Source organism: Lachnospiraceae bacterium, assembly GCA_022794035.1.
Lineage (GTDB): Bacteria > Bacillota > Clostridia > Lachnospirales > Bianqueaceae > CALWPV01.
On record JAAWDX010000012.1, the window covers coordinates 172278 to 191484 of the forward strand.

Genomic DNA, 19207 nt, shown 5'->3' on the forward strand with positions numbered 1-19207 from the left:
CTCTAATTCCTCTCTGTTTTTACTATATAGGCTGTCCATTTCTCATCCCAGCGGCGAATCAGCGTTTCTTCCTCTAGCCGCTGCCACTCCTCCTCTAGTCTCTCATGCTTAAGCTCCTCCATGAGCTGCATTCTGTACGCTTCCTTGGCGGATTCAAGCTGCTTCTCGTATTCCATCTCATCTGTCGGCGTCGGCGTGCAATAGGAAATCACCTGCACGATTAAGTACCCATACTCTGTTTCAATGACCGGCGTTATCTCTCCGAGCGATGTCTGAAAGATGATTTCTGCTGCCTCCGGGTCGATCTGTCCATAATAGAGATAACCGTACTCTCCCTTTTTATGCTGCACGGCCCCTTGAGAAAATACGGGATTTTCTTGTTCTGCCTCTTCTCTTTCTTTCACCATCTGCCCAAATGTTTCTGGCGTTAGCTGCGCATGCAGCTCCTCGGCCTCCTGCAAAATCAGCTCCTTCTGAGCATCCGAATAGGAAATCCATTCTCCATCTGCCCACTGCCCCGTGTACATCATAAGGAAGCGCACTGCTGCTGTCTGCAGATACTGCTGCCGGTCCAGCACTTCATACACGGCAAATGCTTCACGCTGTCTTTGCGCGATTTGTTCCTCGTTGCTGCCAGCTAAAAATTTGGCTTCTTTTTCATAGCGGTACGCCTTATAATTCTCTTCTAGGATCTGCCTGAGCAGCGCTTCATCGATCTGATGCTTATCCATATAAGCCTGCCCCAGTTCTCTTTGCAGCCTTTCTACCTGCGCCTGAAGCGCCTCAGCCTCTCCCTCTTTTAATGAGCTTACCAGCGGCTGGATCGCCTTGATCCGCACGATGGACTCTAAAACTCTGTCCATCGCGGTTTGCTTCGGATCGAGCCCCAGAATCTGCAGGTCCCAGATCTCCTCTGTGGCCATGCCTTCAAATTCATTGCACAGCAGATGCCAATACACCATTGCTTCATTGGCGTATACCATTTCGTCTCCCACCTGCAAAATTCGGATCTGATCCGCTCTTTTGCCGCTTTGAAGGCTGAGGATCAAAAGCCCCGCCGCGAGCATCGCGGTCAGAGCGGCTCCCAGCAGCCATTTCCGGCCGTGCCGGCTCATGACGCGGCCTCCGGCTCCTGCCGAAGCGCCCAGATGCTCTGCATGGCTTCTTTGATGCGGCGCAGCAGAATCTGATCCTTGGCGCTGTCCTCGATGCGCAGTGTGAGCTTGGCGTTTTTCTGGTCGGAAACAAACCAAGCATCTCCCTTGTGCTCGCTTAAATAAGTGGTGAGCTTGATGGGATCGAGCGGCGCGTCGGGGCGCAGCTGCAAGCTGAGCATTCCCTTCTTATAGGACAGCAGATCGCTGCCGGACTGGTTGGCCAGCGCCTTGATATAGGAGATATCCAGCAGGTTGCTGACGCACTGCGGCATGTCGGCGTAGCGGTCTGTGAGCTCATCCTGCATGTCATAATAATCCTCTTCTCCGCGGATGGCGGCGATTTTCTTATAAATATCCAGCTTCTGACTTTCGTTGGCAATGTAGGTGGAGGGCAGGTAGGCGTTGACCTTGATATAGACGGTGGTCTCAAAGCTCTCGGCCACAGGCTGGTGCATGACGCGGCTCATAGCCTCCTGCAGCAGCTTGCAGTACAGCTCATAGCCCACGGCGCCCATATGTCCATGCTGCTCCGGCCCCAGCACATTGCCGGCGCCTCGGATTTCAAGATCACGCATGGCGATCTTAAATCCGCTGCCAAATTCGGTGAGTTCACCGATGGCCTCCAGCCGCTTTTCAGCCGCTTCCTGCAGCACCTTGCCCCGCCGGTACAAAAAGTAGGCGTAGGCCATCCGCGTGCTGCGCCCTACGCGTCCCCGCAGCTGATATAGCTGTGCCAAGCCCATGGTGTCGGCATTTTCAATGATAATCGTATTGGCATTGCTGATGTCTAGCCCTGTCTCGATGATCGTGGTACAGACTAGCACGTCGATTTCGCCCTCGATAAACCGCAGCATGACGCGCTCAAGCTCACGCTCGCTCATCTGCCCGTGGGCAAAAGCAACGCGCGCCTCCGGCACCATCTCCTGCACGCGGGATGCGGCTTCCTCAATATTGCCCACCCGGTTGTGCAGATAAAACACCTGCCCGCTGCGGCCCAGCTCGCGGTAGATCGCCTCGCGCACTGTCTGGCTGTCGTCCTCCATCACATAGGTCTGAATCGGCTGACGATGCTGCGGCGCATCCTCCAGCAGGCTCATATCCCGCATTCCGTTTAGGCTCATATGCAGTGTGCGCGGGATCGGCGTGGCCGAAAGCGTGAGCACGTCTACTTCCTTTTTCATGGCTTTCATTTTTTCTTTATGCGATACGCCAAAACGCTGCTCCTCATCGACGACCAGGAGCCCCAGATCTTTAAAAATCACATCCTTGCTCAGGAGGCGGTGCGTGCCAATCAAAATATCGACTGAGCCCACGCGGGTTCCTTCAAGGGCCAGCTTGATCTGCTTGGGCGTGCGAAAGCGCGAAAGCAATTCGATATTGACCGGATAATCACGCATGCGATTGACAAAGGTCTGATAGTGCTGCTGAGCCAAAATCGTTGTCGGCGCTAAAAAGGCGACCTGTTTGCCTTCCTGCACGGCTTTAAAGGCTGCGCGGATGGCCACCTCTGTTTTGCCGTAGCCTACGTCGCCACAGATCAGACGATCCATAATCTGCGGGCTTTCCATGTCCCGCTTTGTATCCTCGATCGCCGTTAGTTGGTCATCGGTTTCTTCAAATGGAAAGGCTTCTTCAAATTCCTTCTGCCATACTGTGTCCGGCCCATATTGATAGCCCTTTTTATTCTGCCGCTCGGCATAAAGCGCGACCAGATCCTCGGCTAGCTTGGCAACGCCCTCTCGCACCTTGGTCTTGGTACGCTGCCAGTCGTTTCCTGCCAGCTTATTGAGCTTCGGCTTTGCATCCTCGCCTGCCACATAGCGCTGAAGCATATCCAGCGATGTGGTGGGAACGTATAAGGCTCCGCCATCCTTATAGACGATCTTAAAATAATCGCGCTTGCTGTCGCCGTCCTCCATCTGCACAATGCCATGATAGATGCCTACACCATGATTTTCATGTACGACGTAATCACCCACAGTTAGATCACTGAAGCTGCTGATTTTCTGCCCGTTTTTAAATTTTCTGCGTCGTTTTGCGCGCCGGCGCTGCCCGCTTTCGGAAAGCTCTTTCATGGAAATCAGCACAAATCCGGCCTCCGGATAGGAAAAACCTCGTCCGAGCCCTCCTTTGGCTACGGCAATACTGCCTCTTTTGGGCATCTCGCTCATATCCTCATAAGCATACGCTGGCAAGCCTTCTTCAAGGATGCGGGAGACCATGCGCTGCACGCGCAGCAAACTGTCTGTTAGTACCACTGTGCGGTAGTTGAGCTTGACATTGCCGCGCAGCTCGTCCAGCAGCAGCTTTTCATCGCCTTGAATTACGTTGATGGAACGGCTGTTGATCCGCAGAATATCTTTAATATGAAATACATTTTGATTGCTTCCCAGCAGGCTGCACAAATAGACCCTTGAAAAGGGCTCCCATTCGTCCTCGATCTCTGCAAGCGTGGGAAACATGTGTGCCTGTCCCGGCAACAGGTAGCCTTTTTTTAATCGCCCTGTCAGGCTGTTTTTCAGTTCGTCCTCTAAGACCTTGGCCTTTTCTGCAATACGTGCCGGATCCTGCAGATAAAGTACACTTTCCGGTGATAGATAATCTAAAATGGTGACTGTGTTTTCATAAAATAAGGAAGCGTAGCTTTCCAGCCCGCGCAGGCGCTGCTCCTCCAGGCGCTGCAAGAGGTTCTGCGTGATCTCTTCTAAACGCTGTGCTTCTTCTGCTAAATTCTGTTTCAGCAGATTGGCGGCGCCTTCCTTTGCTTCTGCCTCAATGCGCTTTATACCTTTTTCGCGCTGCTCATCGGATATCACAATTTCTGAAACCGGAAAGACGGTAATATATTCAAGCCGGTGGGCGCTGCGCTGCGTCTCGGTGTCCAGCACTCTAATCGAATCGATTTCGTCGCCCCACATTTCTAAGCGATAAGCCGTATCCTCTGTTATCGGATAAATATCGATAATGCCGCCGCGCACAGAAAATTGTCCGGGCGCCTCTACCTGCTCGCTGCGCTCATAGCCCATCTGCAGGAGGCGCGGCAGCAGCCATTCCAGCGGCAGCTCATCGCCGATTCGCCGGCGCAGAATAAAGCTTTCCCATACCTTTTGGGGAACGAGCCTATCGTAAAGAGCTTCCATCGACATGACGATAGTTGCTGCTTTTCCTTCCCGGAGCGCCTGCAGCACTTTCATACGATCTTCTTCTATCGCTAAGCCTCTAACGTCGGCACGATAAAACAGAGGGTCTTTGGCCGGAAAATACCAACATCCTTTGGGATCGTAAAATTTGAGCTCTTCATACACTTCCTTGGCTTTCATCTCATTGCTGGCCACAACAACTGACGGTCTTTTCGTAAAATAAGAAAATGCGGAGATCAAATGATTCTGTACGGAATCACCGGCCCCCGATAACAAAAACGGTTCTTTTTTTTCGATATGCTCCAGCGCTATCTGAATCTGTGCCTCGCTTCGGATTGGCTCCCATAACCCCTGCATGTTTGCTCCTTATCCCTTTTTGATGTTATATAAATTCATGGCCTTATCCATGCCTTTAGTGACAATCGCCTGTACCGCCTGGGCAGCCTCCTGAATTGTTTCTTTTATAACAGGAAGCTCCTCCGGTGTGAATCTGCCCAGCACATAATCTGCCAGATCCCATCCCTGCGGCTTTTCTCCCACGCCAATGCGTACTCTGGGGAATTCCTGTGTGCCTAAATGGGCAATGATGCTTTTCATTCCATTATGACCGCCGGCCGATCCTCCTTTGCGCAGGCGCAGCTGTCCGAATGGCAGTGCAATGTCATCATACACTATGATCACATGATCTGCCGGGATTTTATAAAAGCCGGCAACTGCCTGGACGGCAATGCCGCTGTTATTCATATATGTCATTGGTCTGCATAAAATGCAGCTTTCTCCCTCAATTTCTCCTTGCGAGATCAGTGCCTGGAACTTTCCTCGCTCTGATGAGAAATGCTGCTGCTCATGCAGGCACATCGCTGCCTCAAACCCAACATTGTGACGAGTTGCTGCATATTTTAAATCCGGATTGCCTAATCCTGCAATTAGATACATGGTTTCCTCCGCTTTATTTTCTAATATTTCCTGAAAATTTATTGTACCACGACTTGAAAATAAGCGCAATATCTACCGCTTTAAAGAAAAAATCTCTTTGGCATGGCACAGAGACAGAATTGATCCGATACTATAGATAGGAGGTGATTGGATGATTGAGAGGGAAACACTGACAGAACAATTAAAACAGAGCTTTTTGGATACCTATCTTCGGATTGCAGAGCTAGATAAAGTATTGATTCATTCTCCTGGTACCCTAATTTGGAAGGGCAAGGAGAAAAAGTACTCATATTGGCAGTACTATGTAAAGGGAAAGCAATTTCAACATTACGTTAGACCTGCTGAGCTTGCTGCCGTACAAAATGAGATTCGTGTTATGAAAGAGCAAAAAAGGCGTCGATCTGCTTTACGCACCTTTTTATCCTCCATAAAACGTGCGCTTCGCGCCTTTAAAATTCAGTGGCAGGAAATCTTGGCCGCCCATGAGCAGCAGCTGGCGGAAAAGAAAAAACAGCAGACTCTGCACCAAAGGGCTAAAAACATTGCAGCTAAGAAAAAATACACACATCAGTATAAGCATGCCACCGACCGCGGAGATCTAGTCGCATCAAAATCAGAGGAAATCATAGCTAATCTGCTTTTTTCCAGAGGGATCCGCTATGAATATGAGAAACCTATCACCATTGGAAGCTGGCACCTAAAGCCTGATTTTACCGTATGGAGAAAAGACGGAAGCATGCTCATCTGGGAACATGCCGGACTCGTGGATGATGAAAAGTATGCCCGCAAGTTTCAACAAAAGCTGGAGGTATACAAAAGCGCAGGCTTTACTCCAACCAAAAATCTAATCGTGACGGAAGATGAAAACGGCGCCTTCAGCGCGGAAGAAGCACGCCGAATGATATATTTATATAAATTGGATTAACTAGGGACGCTTCTATTCTGGGAAAGCACCTGGTTTTCCCCTCTTCCACTAGAGGTCCGTCCCCTAAGCATTTTAGATCCCTGGGGCAGGTCCGTCCCTCTCTTCTTTTAGTCGTGAAATGAAATTAAAATAAGGCGACCACGTATATAATATCTGATTTTACCCACGATTAAAAACACTATCTTAAAAACCACTGACAAAAACCCAATTTGAGCCATTGAGAAAATAAAAAAGGGGTAGGGAAAGCGATCAAAAAAACACAAAATAGTCGTGTTATCTGGTTAATGTTTTCATACAACTACTAAATTAGTAGTGACAACTAAATTAGAACTTCATTGCACTGGCAACTTAGTAGTGGCTAATAGGACACAGAAAAGAAATACCCGGCAATTCCCCGTCATGGGAAATATAAAAATTAAAAACAAGGACAAAATAGTCGTGAAATAAAAAGAAAGATGCTAAACAACGACTAAATTGGTAGTGGCGCCTTATAAAACGATATTTTCACTGGTAAAATTGAGTTTACGGATCTTCTAAAGCCTTGCTACACAATACTTTCGTAAAATCCCTTGCTATTTTTCGACTTTATGAATATACTGTATGAACAAGGATTTGTCCCATTTTGTATAATAAAAAGGGCAGTGTATCACGCTTACACCAAGCCAGAACGAAAATATAGGCTCTGACTTTAAATCTTAATTGATATATGGAGGAAAACATGAAAAAAATTCATTTTATCGGCATCGGCGGAATCAGCATGAGCGCCATCGCTCTCATTATGAATAGTAAAGGCTACTACGTATCTGGTTCTGACTGCAATCCGTCCAAAATTACAGAACACCTGACCGAAGCCGGTATCCATGTTACCATTGGCCAAAAAGCTGAAAACATCACACCTGATATGGATATCATAGTATACACAGCAGCCGTTCACGAAAATAACCCCGAGCTTATCGCCGCCCGCGCAACGCAGGCCCGTGTCATCACGCGCGCCATGATGCTTGGCGAACTGTTAGACGAATTTCCCGTCCCCGTTGGCGTGGCCGGAACACATGGCAAAACCAGCACCAGCAGCATGCTCGCCTATATCTATCTAGCCGCCAAACTCGATCCAACCGTCGCCATCGGCGGCATTCTGCAAAATCTCGGCGCCAATTACCGTATCGGCCACGGTACGCACATGCTGATAGAAGCCTGCGAGTACACTGACAGTTTTTTACATTTTCATCCACTGTACAATATTATTACCAATATCGAAGAAGATCATCTTGATTATTTTCGAGATCTAGCACATATTCAGGACTCCTTCCATCGGTATGTCGCCGGCATGAAAAAAGGAGGCGCGCTCATCACCTCCCCCCAATGCGCCCAATTATTTAGCGACCTTCCTGTGCGCATTCTTACCGTTTCTCTCGATGAGCCCGCCGACATCACCTGTCAAAACATCACGCATTTACCCCATACGCTCGGCTCCTCTTTCGACCTAATTTACCAAGGAGAAAATCTAGGCCGTCTGGAGCTTCCTGTTCCTGGAAGGCACCTTCTTTACGATGCCCTATGCGCCGCGGGCGCAGCATTGGCCGAGGGACTCCCCTTCTCCGCTGTGTACGAGGGATTGAAGGCCTATCAAAGCACACAGCAGCGCTTCGAATACAAGGGAATGTTTCAGGGTGCCAAAGTTATTGATGATTATGCCCATCACCCTTCCGAGATCCGGGCCACCTTGCTCACTGCGCAAGAGGTCCCACATCAAGAGCTATACGTTGTTTTTCAGCCCCATACTTACAGCCGAACGATCGCGTTCTTTGATGATTTTGTGCGAGCTCTCTCCTTAGCAGACCATGTCATTTTAGCCGACATCTACAGTGCCTCCCGCGAAGTCGATACCGGAGAGATTAACTCCGCTATGCTCGCCGATGCCATCGCAAAAACTGGCACAGATGTCCATTATTTTCCATCGTTCGATGAAATTGAAAAATTTCTTCAAAAAAACATTTCCACCAATGACCTGTTGATAACTATGGGGGCTGGAAAAGCCGTAGATATCGCTAATCATCTCATCAGTCAGCAGTAATCCACATTATCCACACTTGTTCGCTCCAAACAAGCGTTCAGGTATTTGTGGATAACTTTCTCAATTTTGTGGATAACTTTTCTTTAAAAATCCAGCATAAACAAAGACTTTTAGCTAAAAAACAATTCAATGCCCTCTAGTTATCCACACGGCTGTGAATAACTTATATAGCCATCCGGTGGATTTGTCCCCTCTTCACAACCCAAAGCAGGTAGTGTATAATATGTAACATCTAAACAGATTCGGCAAAGCTTTTGTCGAATCTGTCCCTTTACTCTCAATACCAAAAGAAAGTTGGAAATTCGTATGCCTGCTCTGTTATTCCAAAAACGGGAAGCCGATTTTGCCACTCCCATTTCTGATGATTTTATTCTGCATCACATGCCCTCTGCCAATGGAAATTATGTCAAAGTCTACTTATATGTTTTTCACTATTTTTACAGAGGACAAGCCAACGACCTAAGCTTTTCCACAAAGGAAGTAGCAGCCTCGCTCCGCATGCTGGAATCCGATGTACTGCAAGCCTTGCAGTATTGGCATGCCCAGAAAGCTTTAACGCTCACTGAAAATGGAGAACAGCTCTGGCTCTCCTTCCCGCCGTTTGGCGCCCTGCCGCCATCTGGGTCCGACCCCACTGGCACCGAGCATCCCAAAGTGGTCCGGGTAGAACATAAGCCAACCTATTCTCCAGAGGAAATCAATATTTATGAGCAGAATCCTCTGATTAAAGATCTGTTTTCCAGTGCGTCCCGCCTTCTCGGCGAACAGTTCAGCTTTCCCAATCTTTCTCTTTTATTCAGCTTTTATGATTATTATCGGCTGCCCATCAATGTCATCAAATTTTTGTTGGAATACTGCATTCAGAATGGCAACCGAAGTCTTCGTTACATCGAAAAAGTAGCGCAGGACTGGTCTGATCATGGCATCACAACTTTAGAAGCTGCCCACGCCTATGTAAAACGCTTTGATTTATATCGTCCTATCATGAAAGCTTTAGGAATCAGCGAACGCAGGCCTACGGAGCAGGAAATTGAAATGATGGATCGCTGGCTTTACCAATATGGTCACAGTCTGGAGCTCATTACAGAAGCGGCAGCACGTACGATGCGTAAAACAGGCAAACCAAGCTTCAAATATATGGAAAGCATCTTAAAATCCTGGTCCGAAAATCAAATTCGCACCTTAGAAGATGTAAACCGCAGCGATGAAGCCTTTGCTGCTAAGCGTAATGCCGCTAATACTACTTCTGCGCGCGCTCCTAAGGGCAGTAATTTCCATACATATATCGGCCGTGATGACTGGGATTTTGAAAGCATTGAAAAGCATGCGCAGCAGCAGCTGTATTCACAGGAAGGGAACTAAACCATGTCCATATCAGAAACACATATTGCTCAAATTCTTCGGGAGTACGACAGTATGCGATCGGCTGCTGAGGCGCAGGCATTGCAGCGCCGGCAGCAGCTGTACCGTCATATTCCCCGTATCAAGGCGATCGACCGGGAGCTTGAGGCCTTTGGTCTTCGCGCTGTCCAGACCTATCTGCGTACCGGCACCGATAAAGCCTTAGTGATTTCTGAACTTAAGCAGCAAAATCAAAGACTTCTTTCTGAGAAACAGCAGCTCATGGCATCAGCCGGCTATCCTGACGATTACTTAGCAGTGCAGTATCACTGCCCGCTTTGCCGCGATACCGGTTATGTAGATGGCCAAAAGTGCCGCTGCCTCCGTCAGCGATTAATCGATCTGGCTTATGACCGTTCTAACTTAAAAGCTGTATTGCAGAGGGAAAATTTAGCCACCTTTTCCCTTGCCCGCTTTTCCTCAGATCCTGTTTCCGGAGAGCCCTACTCTCCCTCAGAAAATGCAAGGCAGGTACATGAATTTGTTCTGCATTTTATTCAGAACTTTCCGCAAAACACACCTGCAAACCTTCTTTTTTACGGTCCCACCGGAACCGGAAAAACATTTTTTTGCAATTGCATTGCCAAAGCACTTTTAGATGCAGGCTTTATCGTGCTTTATATGACAGCCTCCGAGCTCTGCAGCGCCTTTGAAGCCTTTCGTTTTCGTGATAAGAGCCGTTCTGCATCCGGAGATATTCATGAACTGATTGATGATTCGGACCTACTCATCATCGATGATCTGGGTACTGAATTTACTACCGCCCTCTCCTCCTCCGACATGTTTCAATGCATCAATCAACGGCTTCTGCATCAAAAATCAACCATCATTTCAACGAATCTAAACCTAAGTCAGATCAGCAAGGTATATACCGACCGCATAGCCTCCCGCATCTCGGGAAGCTATCGCCTGATCAAGCTCTATGGTCCGGATTTGCGCAGACAATTTTAAAAAATAACCCCTTAATTTATAAGGAGGAAAGCATCGTAAGCTGCTTTCCTCCTTATTTTTATAATAAAGAAGCTTTATACCCTTCGCCCCAATCCTGCATAGAATCCAGAATTGGCTTTAAACTTTTTCCAAGCTCCGTTAAAGAATACTCTACTTTTGGCGGAACCTCCGCATATACCTGGCGAGTTACAAGCCCGCTTTCCTCCATATCGCGCAGCTGCGCTGTCAAAACTTTTGGGGATACATTACCAATAGACTTTTTAAGTTCTCCAAACCGTTTGGTTCCCGGTATCAAATCCCGGAGAATCAAAACTTTCCATTTGTCACCAATCAACATAAGCGTGGTTTCAACAGGACAAGCTGGCAATTCTCTTGTTGTATTTTGGTCTTTCATACGAAATCTCCCTTTATAATTTCCAAATAATACTTATGACCATATAATACCATATTTACCATTTGGTATCAATATTTCCAATGATCAATAAAAAATTTTTTGCCCCGAAAAGCCCATAAATACTGCAAAGGTCACCTTGCCGCCCCCTTAGTTACCTAAAAGTGCGTACTTTACAGTCCAAATCAGCCTGCCTATAATATAGCCAAGAGTTACGGAGACGGCCGCTCCAAGACTAAAAACAAAATTTATAATCCATGATGAAAACAGATAAGGAGAATTATACCATGAACAAGAATTCATTTACCACCGTAACACTCACTAAAGGCGAGCTGAATATTTATGATTTTGGCAGTGTAAAACTGCATGCCTATAAGACCAACGATTTTATTGACGATGAAGTATTCATTGTAGAGAAAAACGGCAAGGCCGTTGTGATTGAATCTCCCTGCTTCTTTGACAACATTCAGGAGCTTACCGAATACCTAAACCATTTGCAAATAGCGGGCGTGCTAATTGCTTACCATGGTGCAGGAGCCACTTTCCTTCCCGACGCTGCGAAATATGCTACACCAAATGCCAAAGCCTATTCCGAAAATGGCGGCGGAAAAGCCCTGATCGATAACTTTACCAGTGCATTCGGAAAAATCTTTGATCACTCTGTGCATCAGATTACCGATATCCTTAGCCCCGGTAAGGTAACCATCGGCGGCATCGACTTTATCATCAAACAAACAAACGATGCCTTTGATGTAGAGATCCCCGAGATCAACGCAGTATATACTCATATGCTGGGGCATGATTGCCACTCCATCGTTGCTGGTGCCGGACATGCCGATGCAATCATTGCAGAGCTTCACAGCTATATTAAAAAGGGCTATGATCTAATTCTCACCTCTCACTATACTCCAGAGGATTTAAAAGATGCTGAGACAAAAATCAACTATCTGGAAAACCTCAAAAAAATTGCCGCAGGCGTTAAAAGTGCTGATGCATTCAAAATAGAGGTGAATAAGCAATACCCTCAGTACAGTGGTCAGAATTACCTTGATATGACGGCAGGCTTCTTTTTTGCCTGATCAGATAATTTAAGCACTCCGGGGCTTTCATAAAGATAGCCCCGGAGGAAAATATCCACTTAAGGATCCGTGCGTAAAATATTTATTTAGGTGTGATAAACTATGACACAAATGGCAGCCAGAATCTATTTAATCCAATCACTTTTAAACGAACAGTCCTCATATACAGACATTCCTATTCCGACGAATCAACAAGAACAGAAAAATCTGCTTCGTTCATTATTCAATATTCGGATGCCAAATCCGATATCCAATGATTTTCTTCAGATGCAGAACCTGTATTTACAGGAGGAAATCGCAAGAAAAGGCATTACAGACATCGCTGATTTACAGCCGATTCGAAATAACCTATATCTTTGGCAGGGTGATATTACGACGCTTCGCTGCGATGCGATCGTCAATGCCGCCAATAGTCAAATGCTCGGCTGCTTCTGTCCCTGTCACAATTGTATTGATAATGCGATCCACACCTTTTCCGGTGTCCAGCTCCGCCTTGCCTGTGCTGAGCTTATGAAACAACAGGGCCATGAAGAAGAAACCGGTCGAGCCAAAATAACGCCTGCCTTTAACCTGCCCTGTAAGTATATCCTGCACACGGTAGGCCCCATTGTTCACGGCAGACTGACCGAAACAGAAGAAGCCCAGCTTGCCTCCTGCTACCGTTCCTGTCTGGAGCTGGCAGATCAAAACGGACTGGAAAATATTGCGTTTTGCTGTATCTCCACCGGTGAATTTCATTTTCCTAACGACAGAGCCGCAGAAATCGCTATACAAGCTGTAACAGAATTTTTAGAAAAAAAACAAAGCAAACTAAAGGTGATATTCAATGTTTTCAAAGATACCGATTACCAAATTTACAGGAAGCTACTCGGATAAAATGGCACAGTTAAAAAAAGAACTAGAAACCGCCGATTGCATTTTAATCGGCGCAGGGGCAGGGCTTTCTGCCTCAGCAGGGATGGCATACAGCGGTGAACGTTTTGAAAAGACCTTTTCTGACTTTCATCAGAAATACGGTATCACCGATATGTATTCGGGCGGCTTTTATCCATATGACAGCTTAGAAAAATACTGGGCCTGGTGGTCAAGGCACATTCTGATCAACCGCTACACTGCCGGCGTTGGAACGCCTTACAAACAATTATTAGAGCTTGTAAAAGATAAGGATTACTTCGTGCTGACTACTAATGTCGATCATCAATTTCAGCTTGCCGGCTTTGATAAAAAGCGTCTGTTCTACACGCAAGGCGATTACGGTTTATGGCAATGCTCCAAAGCCTGTCACAATAAAACCTATGATAATGAGCAAATGGTGCGCCAGATGGTTGCTAAGCAACGGGATATGATGATTCCCACAGAGCTCATTCCAAAATGTCCCGTCTGCGGTGCTCCCATGACAATGAATTTGCGCTGTGATGACAAATTTGTGCAGGATGATGGCTGGTATGCAGCAGCAGATCGATACGAACGTTTTATACACCTTCATAAAGGTTTGCACATTCTGTTTCTGGAGCTTGGCGTAGGCTACAATACTCCTATGATTATTAAATATCCATTTTGGCAGATGACAGCTCAAAATCCAAATGCGATTTATGCATGTGTGAATCTAGATCCTATTATTTGTCCAAAAGAAATTGAAAACCAGTCCATTTGTATTGAGGGGAATATAGCTTCGATAGTAACAGATTTAACCTCGAATAAAAGACGCGCATGAATGCTCCATGCGCGTCTTTGTTTTATTTAACAGTATTTCTAGGCGAGTAGGTATATATGGCTTCTAATAAGGCTTCATTCGGCTCAAAAAATACCCTGTACTGCTTATCACCTACACTACCCAAAATCACATACGTACTCTCTGTCATTTTACCGGTTCCTGCTTGAATGGTCTTGTCATATTTCTTCTCATATATTTCCTGCTCATAGCGTTTAATCGATGCAGGAACAATCATCCGGCACTGCCGACAGTCAAACGTAACCAAATGCTGCCGTGTGCTTCGGCCATAGATCACATCGATATCTAAGTTGCCATCCGTATAGATATATTCATATTCCTTAGCCACTCTGCGCCAGAGAATCCAAACCACCAGAGCCATCACAACAATCAGCACGGGCCCTACATACACTGCCAATGAAAGACTGATGATAAAAGGAAGTGAGGCGATAATCAAGGCACAGACCACAATGATTACCCGCATGAGACTGTCTTGCTGTTTATTTCCTCTTTTTACCATCTGCTCCAGAAACATTCCTTCCATTTTGCCCTCCTTATTGCTGGTAAAACTCCAGAAAAGATTTCTTGGTATACTCATAATCCGCAACTGCCATCAGCTCTCTCGCAGAATGCATCGAAAGCAAGGCAATTCCCATATCCATGATATGACAGGGCAGATTGGCCGCGATCACCGGTCCCAGAGTAGAACCGCCTCTGGAATCTGACTTGTTGGTAAATTTCTGCACCGGAACGCCTGCCTTTTGACAAATCATTTCATATACGCCATAATCACAACTCTGCGTCACATAGCTCTGTGCGGCTGCCAGCTTGATCACCGGACCGCCTCCCAACTGCGTTTTCATAACAGGATCATGCTTTTCCGGATGATTCGGATGTACGGCATGTGCTACATCGGCCGAGATCATAAAGGATTGCATAATGTCATCAATAAACTGCTCCCGGCTGCGCCCCAGCGCATAGCTGATTTTTTCCATGATATAAGTAATCGTACTGGTCCCTGCTCCTTGCGGCGTGCGGCTTCCGCATTCCTCATGATCAAAGGCACACAGTACATTGATGCCAGTCCCTCCCTTAGCCTGGGTAAGCGCTGCTGCCGCTGTATACACCATCACCAAGTCATCCAGTCTGGAGGCTGACAAAAATTCATCATGAAATCCTACAATTTGCGGTTCCTCCGTTACATACGTAAACAGATCAAAATCCAGAATCTCCTCCTGATTCACTCCCAGCTGCTCAGCAACCGCCCGCAGCACCATCTGTTCCTGCTCCTCACCCAGATTGGGAATCAGCGCCCCCACCGGAAGCATGTCCACCTGCGCATTCAGCGCCAGTCCGTCATTGACGCCCCGGTTCATATGAATTGCCAGATTAGGAATAATAAGCACAGGCTTCTTTATATTAACAAGCTCTGTTCGCGGATGAAAGACATCTTCACTTTTTAAGGTAACGCGGCCAGCCAGTGACAGCGGCCTGTCCAGCCATGTACTGAAAATAGGACCACCGTAAATCTCTGCATTTAGCTTGCAGTATCCGTTTTGATTGATCTGCGCACAGGGCTTAATCCTCAGGCAGGGCTGATCTGTATGCGCTCCGATCAGACGGTACAGCGGCGCCTTCACCTGCTGCATATCGTCCGGAATGGTGAATGCGATACAGGCAGAATCCCACAAGGTTACGAAATATTTTCCGTTTTCCTGCAAGGACCACGGCTCATGCAGCGCAAGCTGCTCAAACCCGGATTCCTGCAGCATAGATTTCAGATTTTTTACGGCATAAAAGCATACCGGCGAATCCTTTAAAAACTGCATAAACTGTTTCATGCTCTTTTCTCCTTTGCTGATAACGTAGCTCCGATTCCTTTTTGATAATTTTCACAATATTCCTGGATTACACAAGCCTCACACCCAGGCCTGCGCGCGCTGCAGCAGCGCCGGCCATGGAAAATGAGCAGATGATGGCACAGGCTCCAAAGCTCCCTGTCAATTGCCTCCTGAAGCTGCGCTTCCGTTTTTTCCACCGTCTCCGCATGCGCCAGTCCGATTCGATTGGAAACACGAAATACATGGGTATCCACCGCAATGGCAGGGACCCCGAATGCATTTGACATCACCACATTGGCCGTCTTGCGCCCTACGCCGGAAAGCTTCGTCAGCTCCTCCATCGTCTGCGGCACCTCACCGCCAAATTGATCGGCAAGCTGGCGAAGCAAAAGATACAAATGATCCGCCTTTGCATTATAGAACCCCAGCGTATGTATATATTCTTTAATCTCATCCTTTGTCAGCTGCAAAAGTGATTCTAAATCAGGATGCTCGCCAAACAGACGCGCCGTCACTTTATTGACCTGCTTATCCGTTGTCTGCGCCGACAGCACCGTCGCTATTAAAAGCTGCAGCGGCGTCTGATATTCCAGCTCACAGGCCGCATCCGGATAAGCCTGCTGCAGCCTATTTACAATTTCTGCTACTTGCTCCGTCACCGTGTATCTCCTTTATCTATCAAAACTTATCTTGTCTCATTATACACTCCCCCCGAATCGGATTCAAGCAAATTTTTCGTGAACACATCCGGTTGCGCTGGGTGCAGGATCACCATCGTCCCCCGCGGGAGGTTTTCATACAGCCAGCGGGCATCCTCATCATACAAACGGATACAGCCATGGCTCGCCGCTTCCCCGATTTTCTCCAGCTCCTCTGCAATCACCCTGCCCTCCTCATCTCTGGGGACACTATGAAACAAATATTGATCCTGAATCCGAATCCAATACAGCGCTCCCTCTGCAAATCGCTTAGAATAAAACCGTTCTCCCCTATCCTGCAGCTGATAGATGCCCAGCAAGGAAGGCGATTCCGGCAGCCCGCCAGAACAAGAAAAGGCCTTTATGATTCTGCCGCCTTGCCAGATATACACCTTCTGCTCTATGCCCAGTGCCACCTCAATCCATTGCTCTGGCAGGGCTGCATCCGACACGGTAAAAGCCGTACTCAGCTCCATGCCGTTCACACACATTTCCGCCTCATAAGCCTGCCCCGGCTCCAGCACCTGATATGGAAAAAACTGCGCTGCCTTCCCTTCTATCTGCCAGTCTCCGCCTATTTTCCTATCTTCCGCTCTTATGAAGCCGCTCACCTGCGTGATCTCCTCCTGTCCGCTAATGACGATGCAGGGATACACGCTCCAGCTCCCCTCCTCCGGCACCACCTGCCATCCCTCTGCCTGCGCCGCTCCCAAGGCTGATACGCTAGCTTCTTTCGCCGCATGGCGGCAAGCACAGAGAAGTATACATCCTATCAAAACAATAGCGCTAAATCTTTTCATGCCGCATCCAGCTCCTTCCTTTTACAATCACTTCATGGCCACCCACCATGAAAATCATGCCGACCGCCTGATATGCTTTGCATTTGACTGCTGCCAGACTGATGGCAAGCAAAATGAGGGCATAGGCCAAAATCAGCAAGCCGTTTTCTCTGATTTTGCGCGGCTGGGCGGCCAGATCCGAATAGCCCAGTGTAACGGCGAGCGGCAGCAGGCCGCATACGGTTTCTGCGTTCATGGCTTCCAGCGGCAGAAGCGGCCACCAACCAGGCATATGCAGAACCTCCGCCTGCCCATAGGCGGCAATCATCAGACAGATCGGCACTGGCCAAAAACAATAAATTCCGCGGCTTGGAAGCAGTCTCCGCTTACTTTGCTGATAGATCGTAATGGCATGATGACTGCCAAAGCATAGGACCAGCACTCCCTCCGCCAGATGCAGAATGGCTACCAGACTCATGATGCCCACAGCATCCACCGGCTGATGCAGCAGCCAGAAGGACAGGACGGTGACACCGGCGCCATAGGACATGCAGAGAAAGCGCGGTCTGTATAGCGATAGCAGCATAGAAATAGGCCCCATGCATAAGAGCGCCGCGCTGGGCTTTACTACCAATCCGAGCACTGCAATCAGCCAGATCACCAGAAAACCGGAGCAGATCCCTTCGAAAGAAGAAGCCAACGCAAGTTTCCTCGCGCTGGCTTTATCCCATTCGTATTGTCGATAATAGCGATAGGTAAATCCTAATGTCAGCCAAAATATAGGACTGATCAGCATGGTTCCTATCGTCTGCAGGCTCAGCTGCCCAATGAGAAGCAGTTTGGTCTGCATCAGCGCCCCAGCTTTGTCTTTAAAGCCTCTATGGCTGTCTGGAGCTGTCTATCCTCTTCTCGTGAAGTCAGATCTGCAAATTTCATTCCGTTTGGCAGCTCAATCCGAATGTCTGGTTCAATGCCGATTTTATGAATATAGCTGCCGTTTGGCGTATAGTATTTTGCCATTGTAACCTTGATCGCGGTACCGTCTGAAAAAGGGCTGGTCTGCTGTACAATTCCTTTGCCGTAGGTAGTGGTGCCCACAAGCGTGCCGACTCCTCTGTCCTGAATGGCTCCCGCCATGATCTCTGCCGCACTGGCCGAATTTTCGTTGACCAAAACAACTAATGGAAGATTCAGACAGGGCTCATCAAGGGACGAATAGAATTGCTGATTTCCATACTTATCCTCTGTATAGGTGATTACGCCGCCCGGCAGCAATTCATCGCTGATCTGCTGCACAACGTCAACACGTCCGCCCGGATTATCTCTAAGGTCCACAATCAGTCCCTGCATATTCTGCTCCTTAAGCGATGTCAAAGCTGCTCGGAACTGCTCCGTGGTAACCTCCTCAAATCCTTTCAGGGCAATATAACCAATTCCGGTCTCCAGCATTTCACTGGCCACGGTAACCTCTTCTATGGTCTCCCGCTTAACCGTAACCGTTTGCTCTTTCTGATCTCTTAAAATAGTAATCTCTACCTCTGTGCCCTTTTGACCGCGGATCATCCCTACCATATCCCCGATCTCCATATCGGTAAGAGAAACACCATCCGCCTCTATCAGAATATCGCCGACCTGCATTCCTGCTGCCGCTGCCGGTCCATTTTGTTCTATAGAAACAATCTCGGCGCCGCCCTCTTCTGCCTGCCGCACGGTGATTCCGATTCCCACATACTGTCCCGATGTGGATTCTTTATATTCCTTATACTCCTCCTGCGTATAATAACGGGTATAGGGATCTCCTACCGCACTGACCATTCCATGATAGGCGCCGTCCAGCAGTACCTGCGTATCCAGTTCTTCCAGATAATGATCCTGCAGGCTTCTAAGCAGTTGATCTGCCTTATTCACCAGCTGACTTGCCTGAGAAGGTGTGATTCCGCCGCTTCGCCATGTTGTTAGCGCCGCCGGCTTTCCTATCAAACAAATACAGATGAAAACGACAAGGCTGAACGCAGCCCCCGCCCCAAAGCCTTTCCACCAGTTTTTTTTATTTGCATCCTCTAAACAATTGATCAAATTTGCCTCCCCTGGATCAACTCCATTGATGTCACATGCAGATATTAT

At 47.7% G+C, this 19207-nt stretch carries 17 protein-coding genes; 7 read left to right on the top strand and 10 right to left on the bottom strand.

The genetic code is table 11. From position 1 onward, the window contains the following. Positions 1-2 precede the first annotated feature (2 nt). The 3 genes from HFE64_09995 to HFE64_10005 are packed head-to-tail and all read right to left on the bottom strand — an operon-like array spanning position 3 to position 5233. On the bottom strand, positions 3-1115 hold the full coding sequence (locus HFE64_09995) for a hypothetical protein (protein ID MCI8633794.1): 1113 nt from the start codon (positions 1113-1115) through the stop codon (positions 3-5). Beyond that, a complete protein-coding gene (mfd, locus tag HFE64_10000) occupies positions 1112-4654 on the bottom strand; it encodes a transcription-repair coupling factor (GenBank protein MCI8633795.1) in 3543 nt (1180 codons plus the stop codon). The genes HFE64_09995 and mfd overlap by 4 nt, the downstream gene beginning before the upstream one ends. Positions 4655-4663: 9 nt before the next feature. Then, positions 4664-5233 (bottom strand): aminoacyl-tRNA hydrolase, encoded by a 570-nt coding sequence (locus HFE64_10005; GenBank protein MCI8633796.1) that lies wholly within the window; start codon positions 5231-5233, stop codon positions 4664-4666. A gap of 151 nt (positions 5234-5384) precedes the next feature. Here HFE64_10005 and HFE64_10010 point away from each other — a divergent pair, with 151 nt between their 5' ends. The 4 genes from HFE64_10010 (at position 5385) to HFE64_10025 (ending at position 10584) form a co-directional block, all read left to right on the top strand. Then, on the top strand, positions 5385-6158 hold the full coding sequence (locus tag HFE64_10010) for a hypothetical protein (GenBank protein MCI8633797.1): 774 nt from the start codon (positions 5385-5387) through the stop codon (positions 6156-6158). Positions 6159-6864: 706 nt separating this feature from the next. Further along, on the top strand, positions 6865-8232 hold the full coding sequence (gene murC, locus HFE64_10015) for a UDP-N-acetylmuramate--L-alanine ligase (protein MCI8633798.1): 1368 nt from the start codon (positions 6865-6867) through the stop codon (positions 8230-8232). A gap of 306 nt (positions 8233-8538) precedes the next feature. After that, positions 8539-9594, top strand: a complete 1056-nt coding sequence (locus tag HFE64_10020) for a DnaD domain protein (GenBank protein ID MCI8633799.1) — start codon at positions 8539-8541, stop codon at positions 9592-9594. A 3-nt stretch (positions 9595-9597) separates the two neighbouring features. Beyond that, the gene (locus HFE64_10025; GenBank protein ID MCI8633800.1) at positions 9598-10584 is read left to right on the top strand and encodes an ATP-binding protein; all 987 of its coding nucleotides are present in this window, start codon (positions 9598-9600) and stop codon (positions 10582-10584) included. Positions 10585-10642: 58 nt separating this feature from the next. Here HFE64_10025 and HFE64_10030 read toward each other — a convergent pair whose 3' ends face one another. Then, positions 10643-10978, bottom strand: coding sequence for a helix-turn-helix transcriptional regulator (locus HFE64_10030; GenBank protein ID MCI8633801.1), 336 nt, complete (start codon positions 10976-10978; stop codon positions 10643-10645). Between the two features lie 284 nt (positions 10979-11262). On the opposite strand from HFE64_10030, the gene HFE64_10035 reads away from it, so the two are divergent. The 3 genes from HFE64_10035 (at position 11263) to HFE64_10045 (ending at position 13768) form a co-directional block, all read left to right on the top strand. Next, positions 11263-12054, top strand: coding sequence for a hypothetical protein (locus HFE64_10035; protein ID MCI8633802.1), 792 nt, complete (start codon positions 11263-11265; stop codon positions 12052-12054). A 102-nt stretch (positions 12055-12156) separates the two neighbouring features. After that, the gene (locus HFE64_10040) at positions 12157-12930 is read left to right on the top strand and encodes a protein-ADP-ribose hydrolase (GenBank protein MCI8633803.1); all 774 of its coding nucleotides are present in this window, start codon (positions 12157-12159) and stop codon (positions 12928-12930) included. Next, on the top strand, positions 12881-13768 hold the full coding sequence (locus HFE64_10045) for a Sir2 silent information regulator family NAD-dependent deacetylase (GenBank protein MCI8633804.1): 888 nt from the start codon (positions 12881-12883) through the stop codon (positions 13766-13768). The genes HFE64_10040 and HFE64_10045 overlap by 50 nt, the downstream gene beginning before the upstream one ends. A gap of 22 nt (positions 13769-13790) precedes the next feature. Here the strand turns inward: HFE64_10045 and HFE64_10050 are convergent, their stop codons facing one another. The 6 genes from HFE64_10050 to HFE64_10075 are packed head-to-tail and all read right to left on the bottom strand — an operon-like array spanning position 13791 to position 19159. Next, a complete protein-coding gene (locus tag HFE64_10050; protein MCI8633805.1) occupies positions 13791-14309 on the bottom strand; it encodes a hypothetical protein in 519 nt (172 codons plus the stop codon). Between the two features lie 10 nt (positions 14310-14319). Next, a complete protein-coding gene (locus HFE64_10055; protein MCI8633806.1) occupies positions 14320-15606 on the bottom strand; it encodes a M18 family aminopeptidase in 1287 nt (428 codons plus the stop codon). Next, a complete protein-coding gene (gene nth / locus HFE64_10060) occupies positions 15603-16265 on the bottom strand; it encodes an endonuclease III (GenBank protein ID MCI8633807.1) in 663 nt (220 codons plus the stop codon). The genes HFE64_10055 and nth overlap by 4 nt, the downstream gene beginning before the upstream one ends. A 26-nt stretch (positions 16266-16291) precedes the next feature. Continuing rightward, positions 16292-17104, bottom strand: coding sequence for a L,D-transpeptidase (locus HFE64_10065; protein MCI8633808.1), 813 nt, complete (start codon positions 17102-17104; stop codon positions 16292-16294). Beyond that, complete coding sequence (locus tag HFE64_10070; protein MCI8633809.1) at positions 17091-17933, bottom strand: hypothetical protein; 843 nt, start codon at positions 17931-17933, stop codon at positions 17091-17093. Before HFE64_10070 ends, HFE64_10065 begins: the two co-directional genes overlap by 14 nt. Continuing rightward, a complete protein-coding gene (locus tag HFE64_10075; protein MCI8633810.1) occupies positions 17933-19159 on the bottom strand; it encodes a S41 family peptidase in 1227 nt (408 codons plus the stop codon). Before HFE64_10075 ends, HFE64_10070 begins: the two co-directional genes overlap by 1 nt. Positions 19160-19207: the final 48 nt, after the last annotated feature.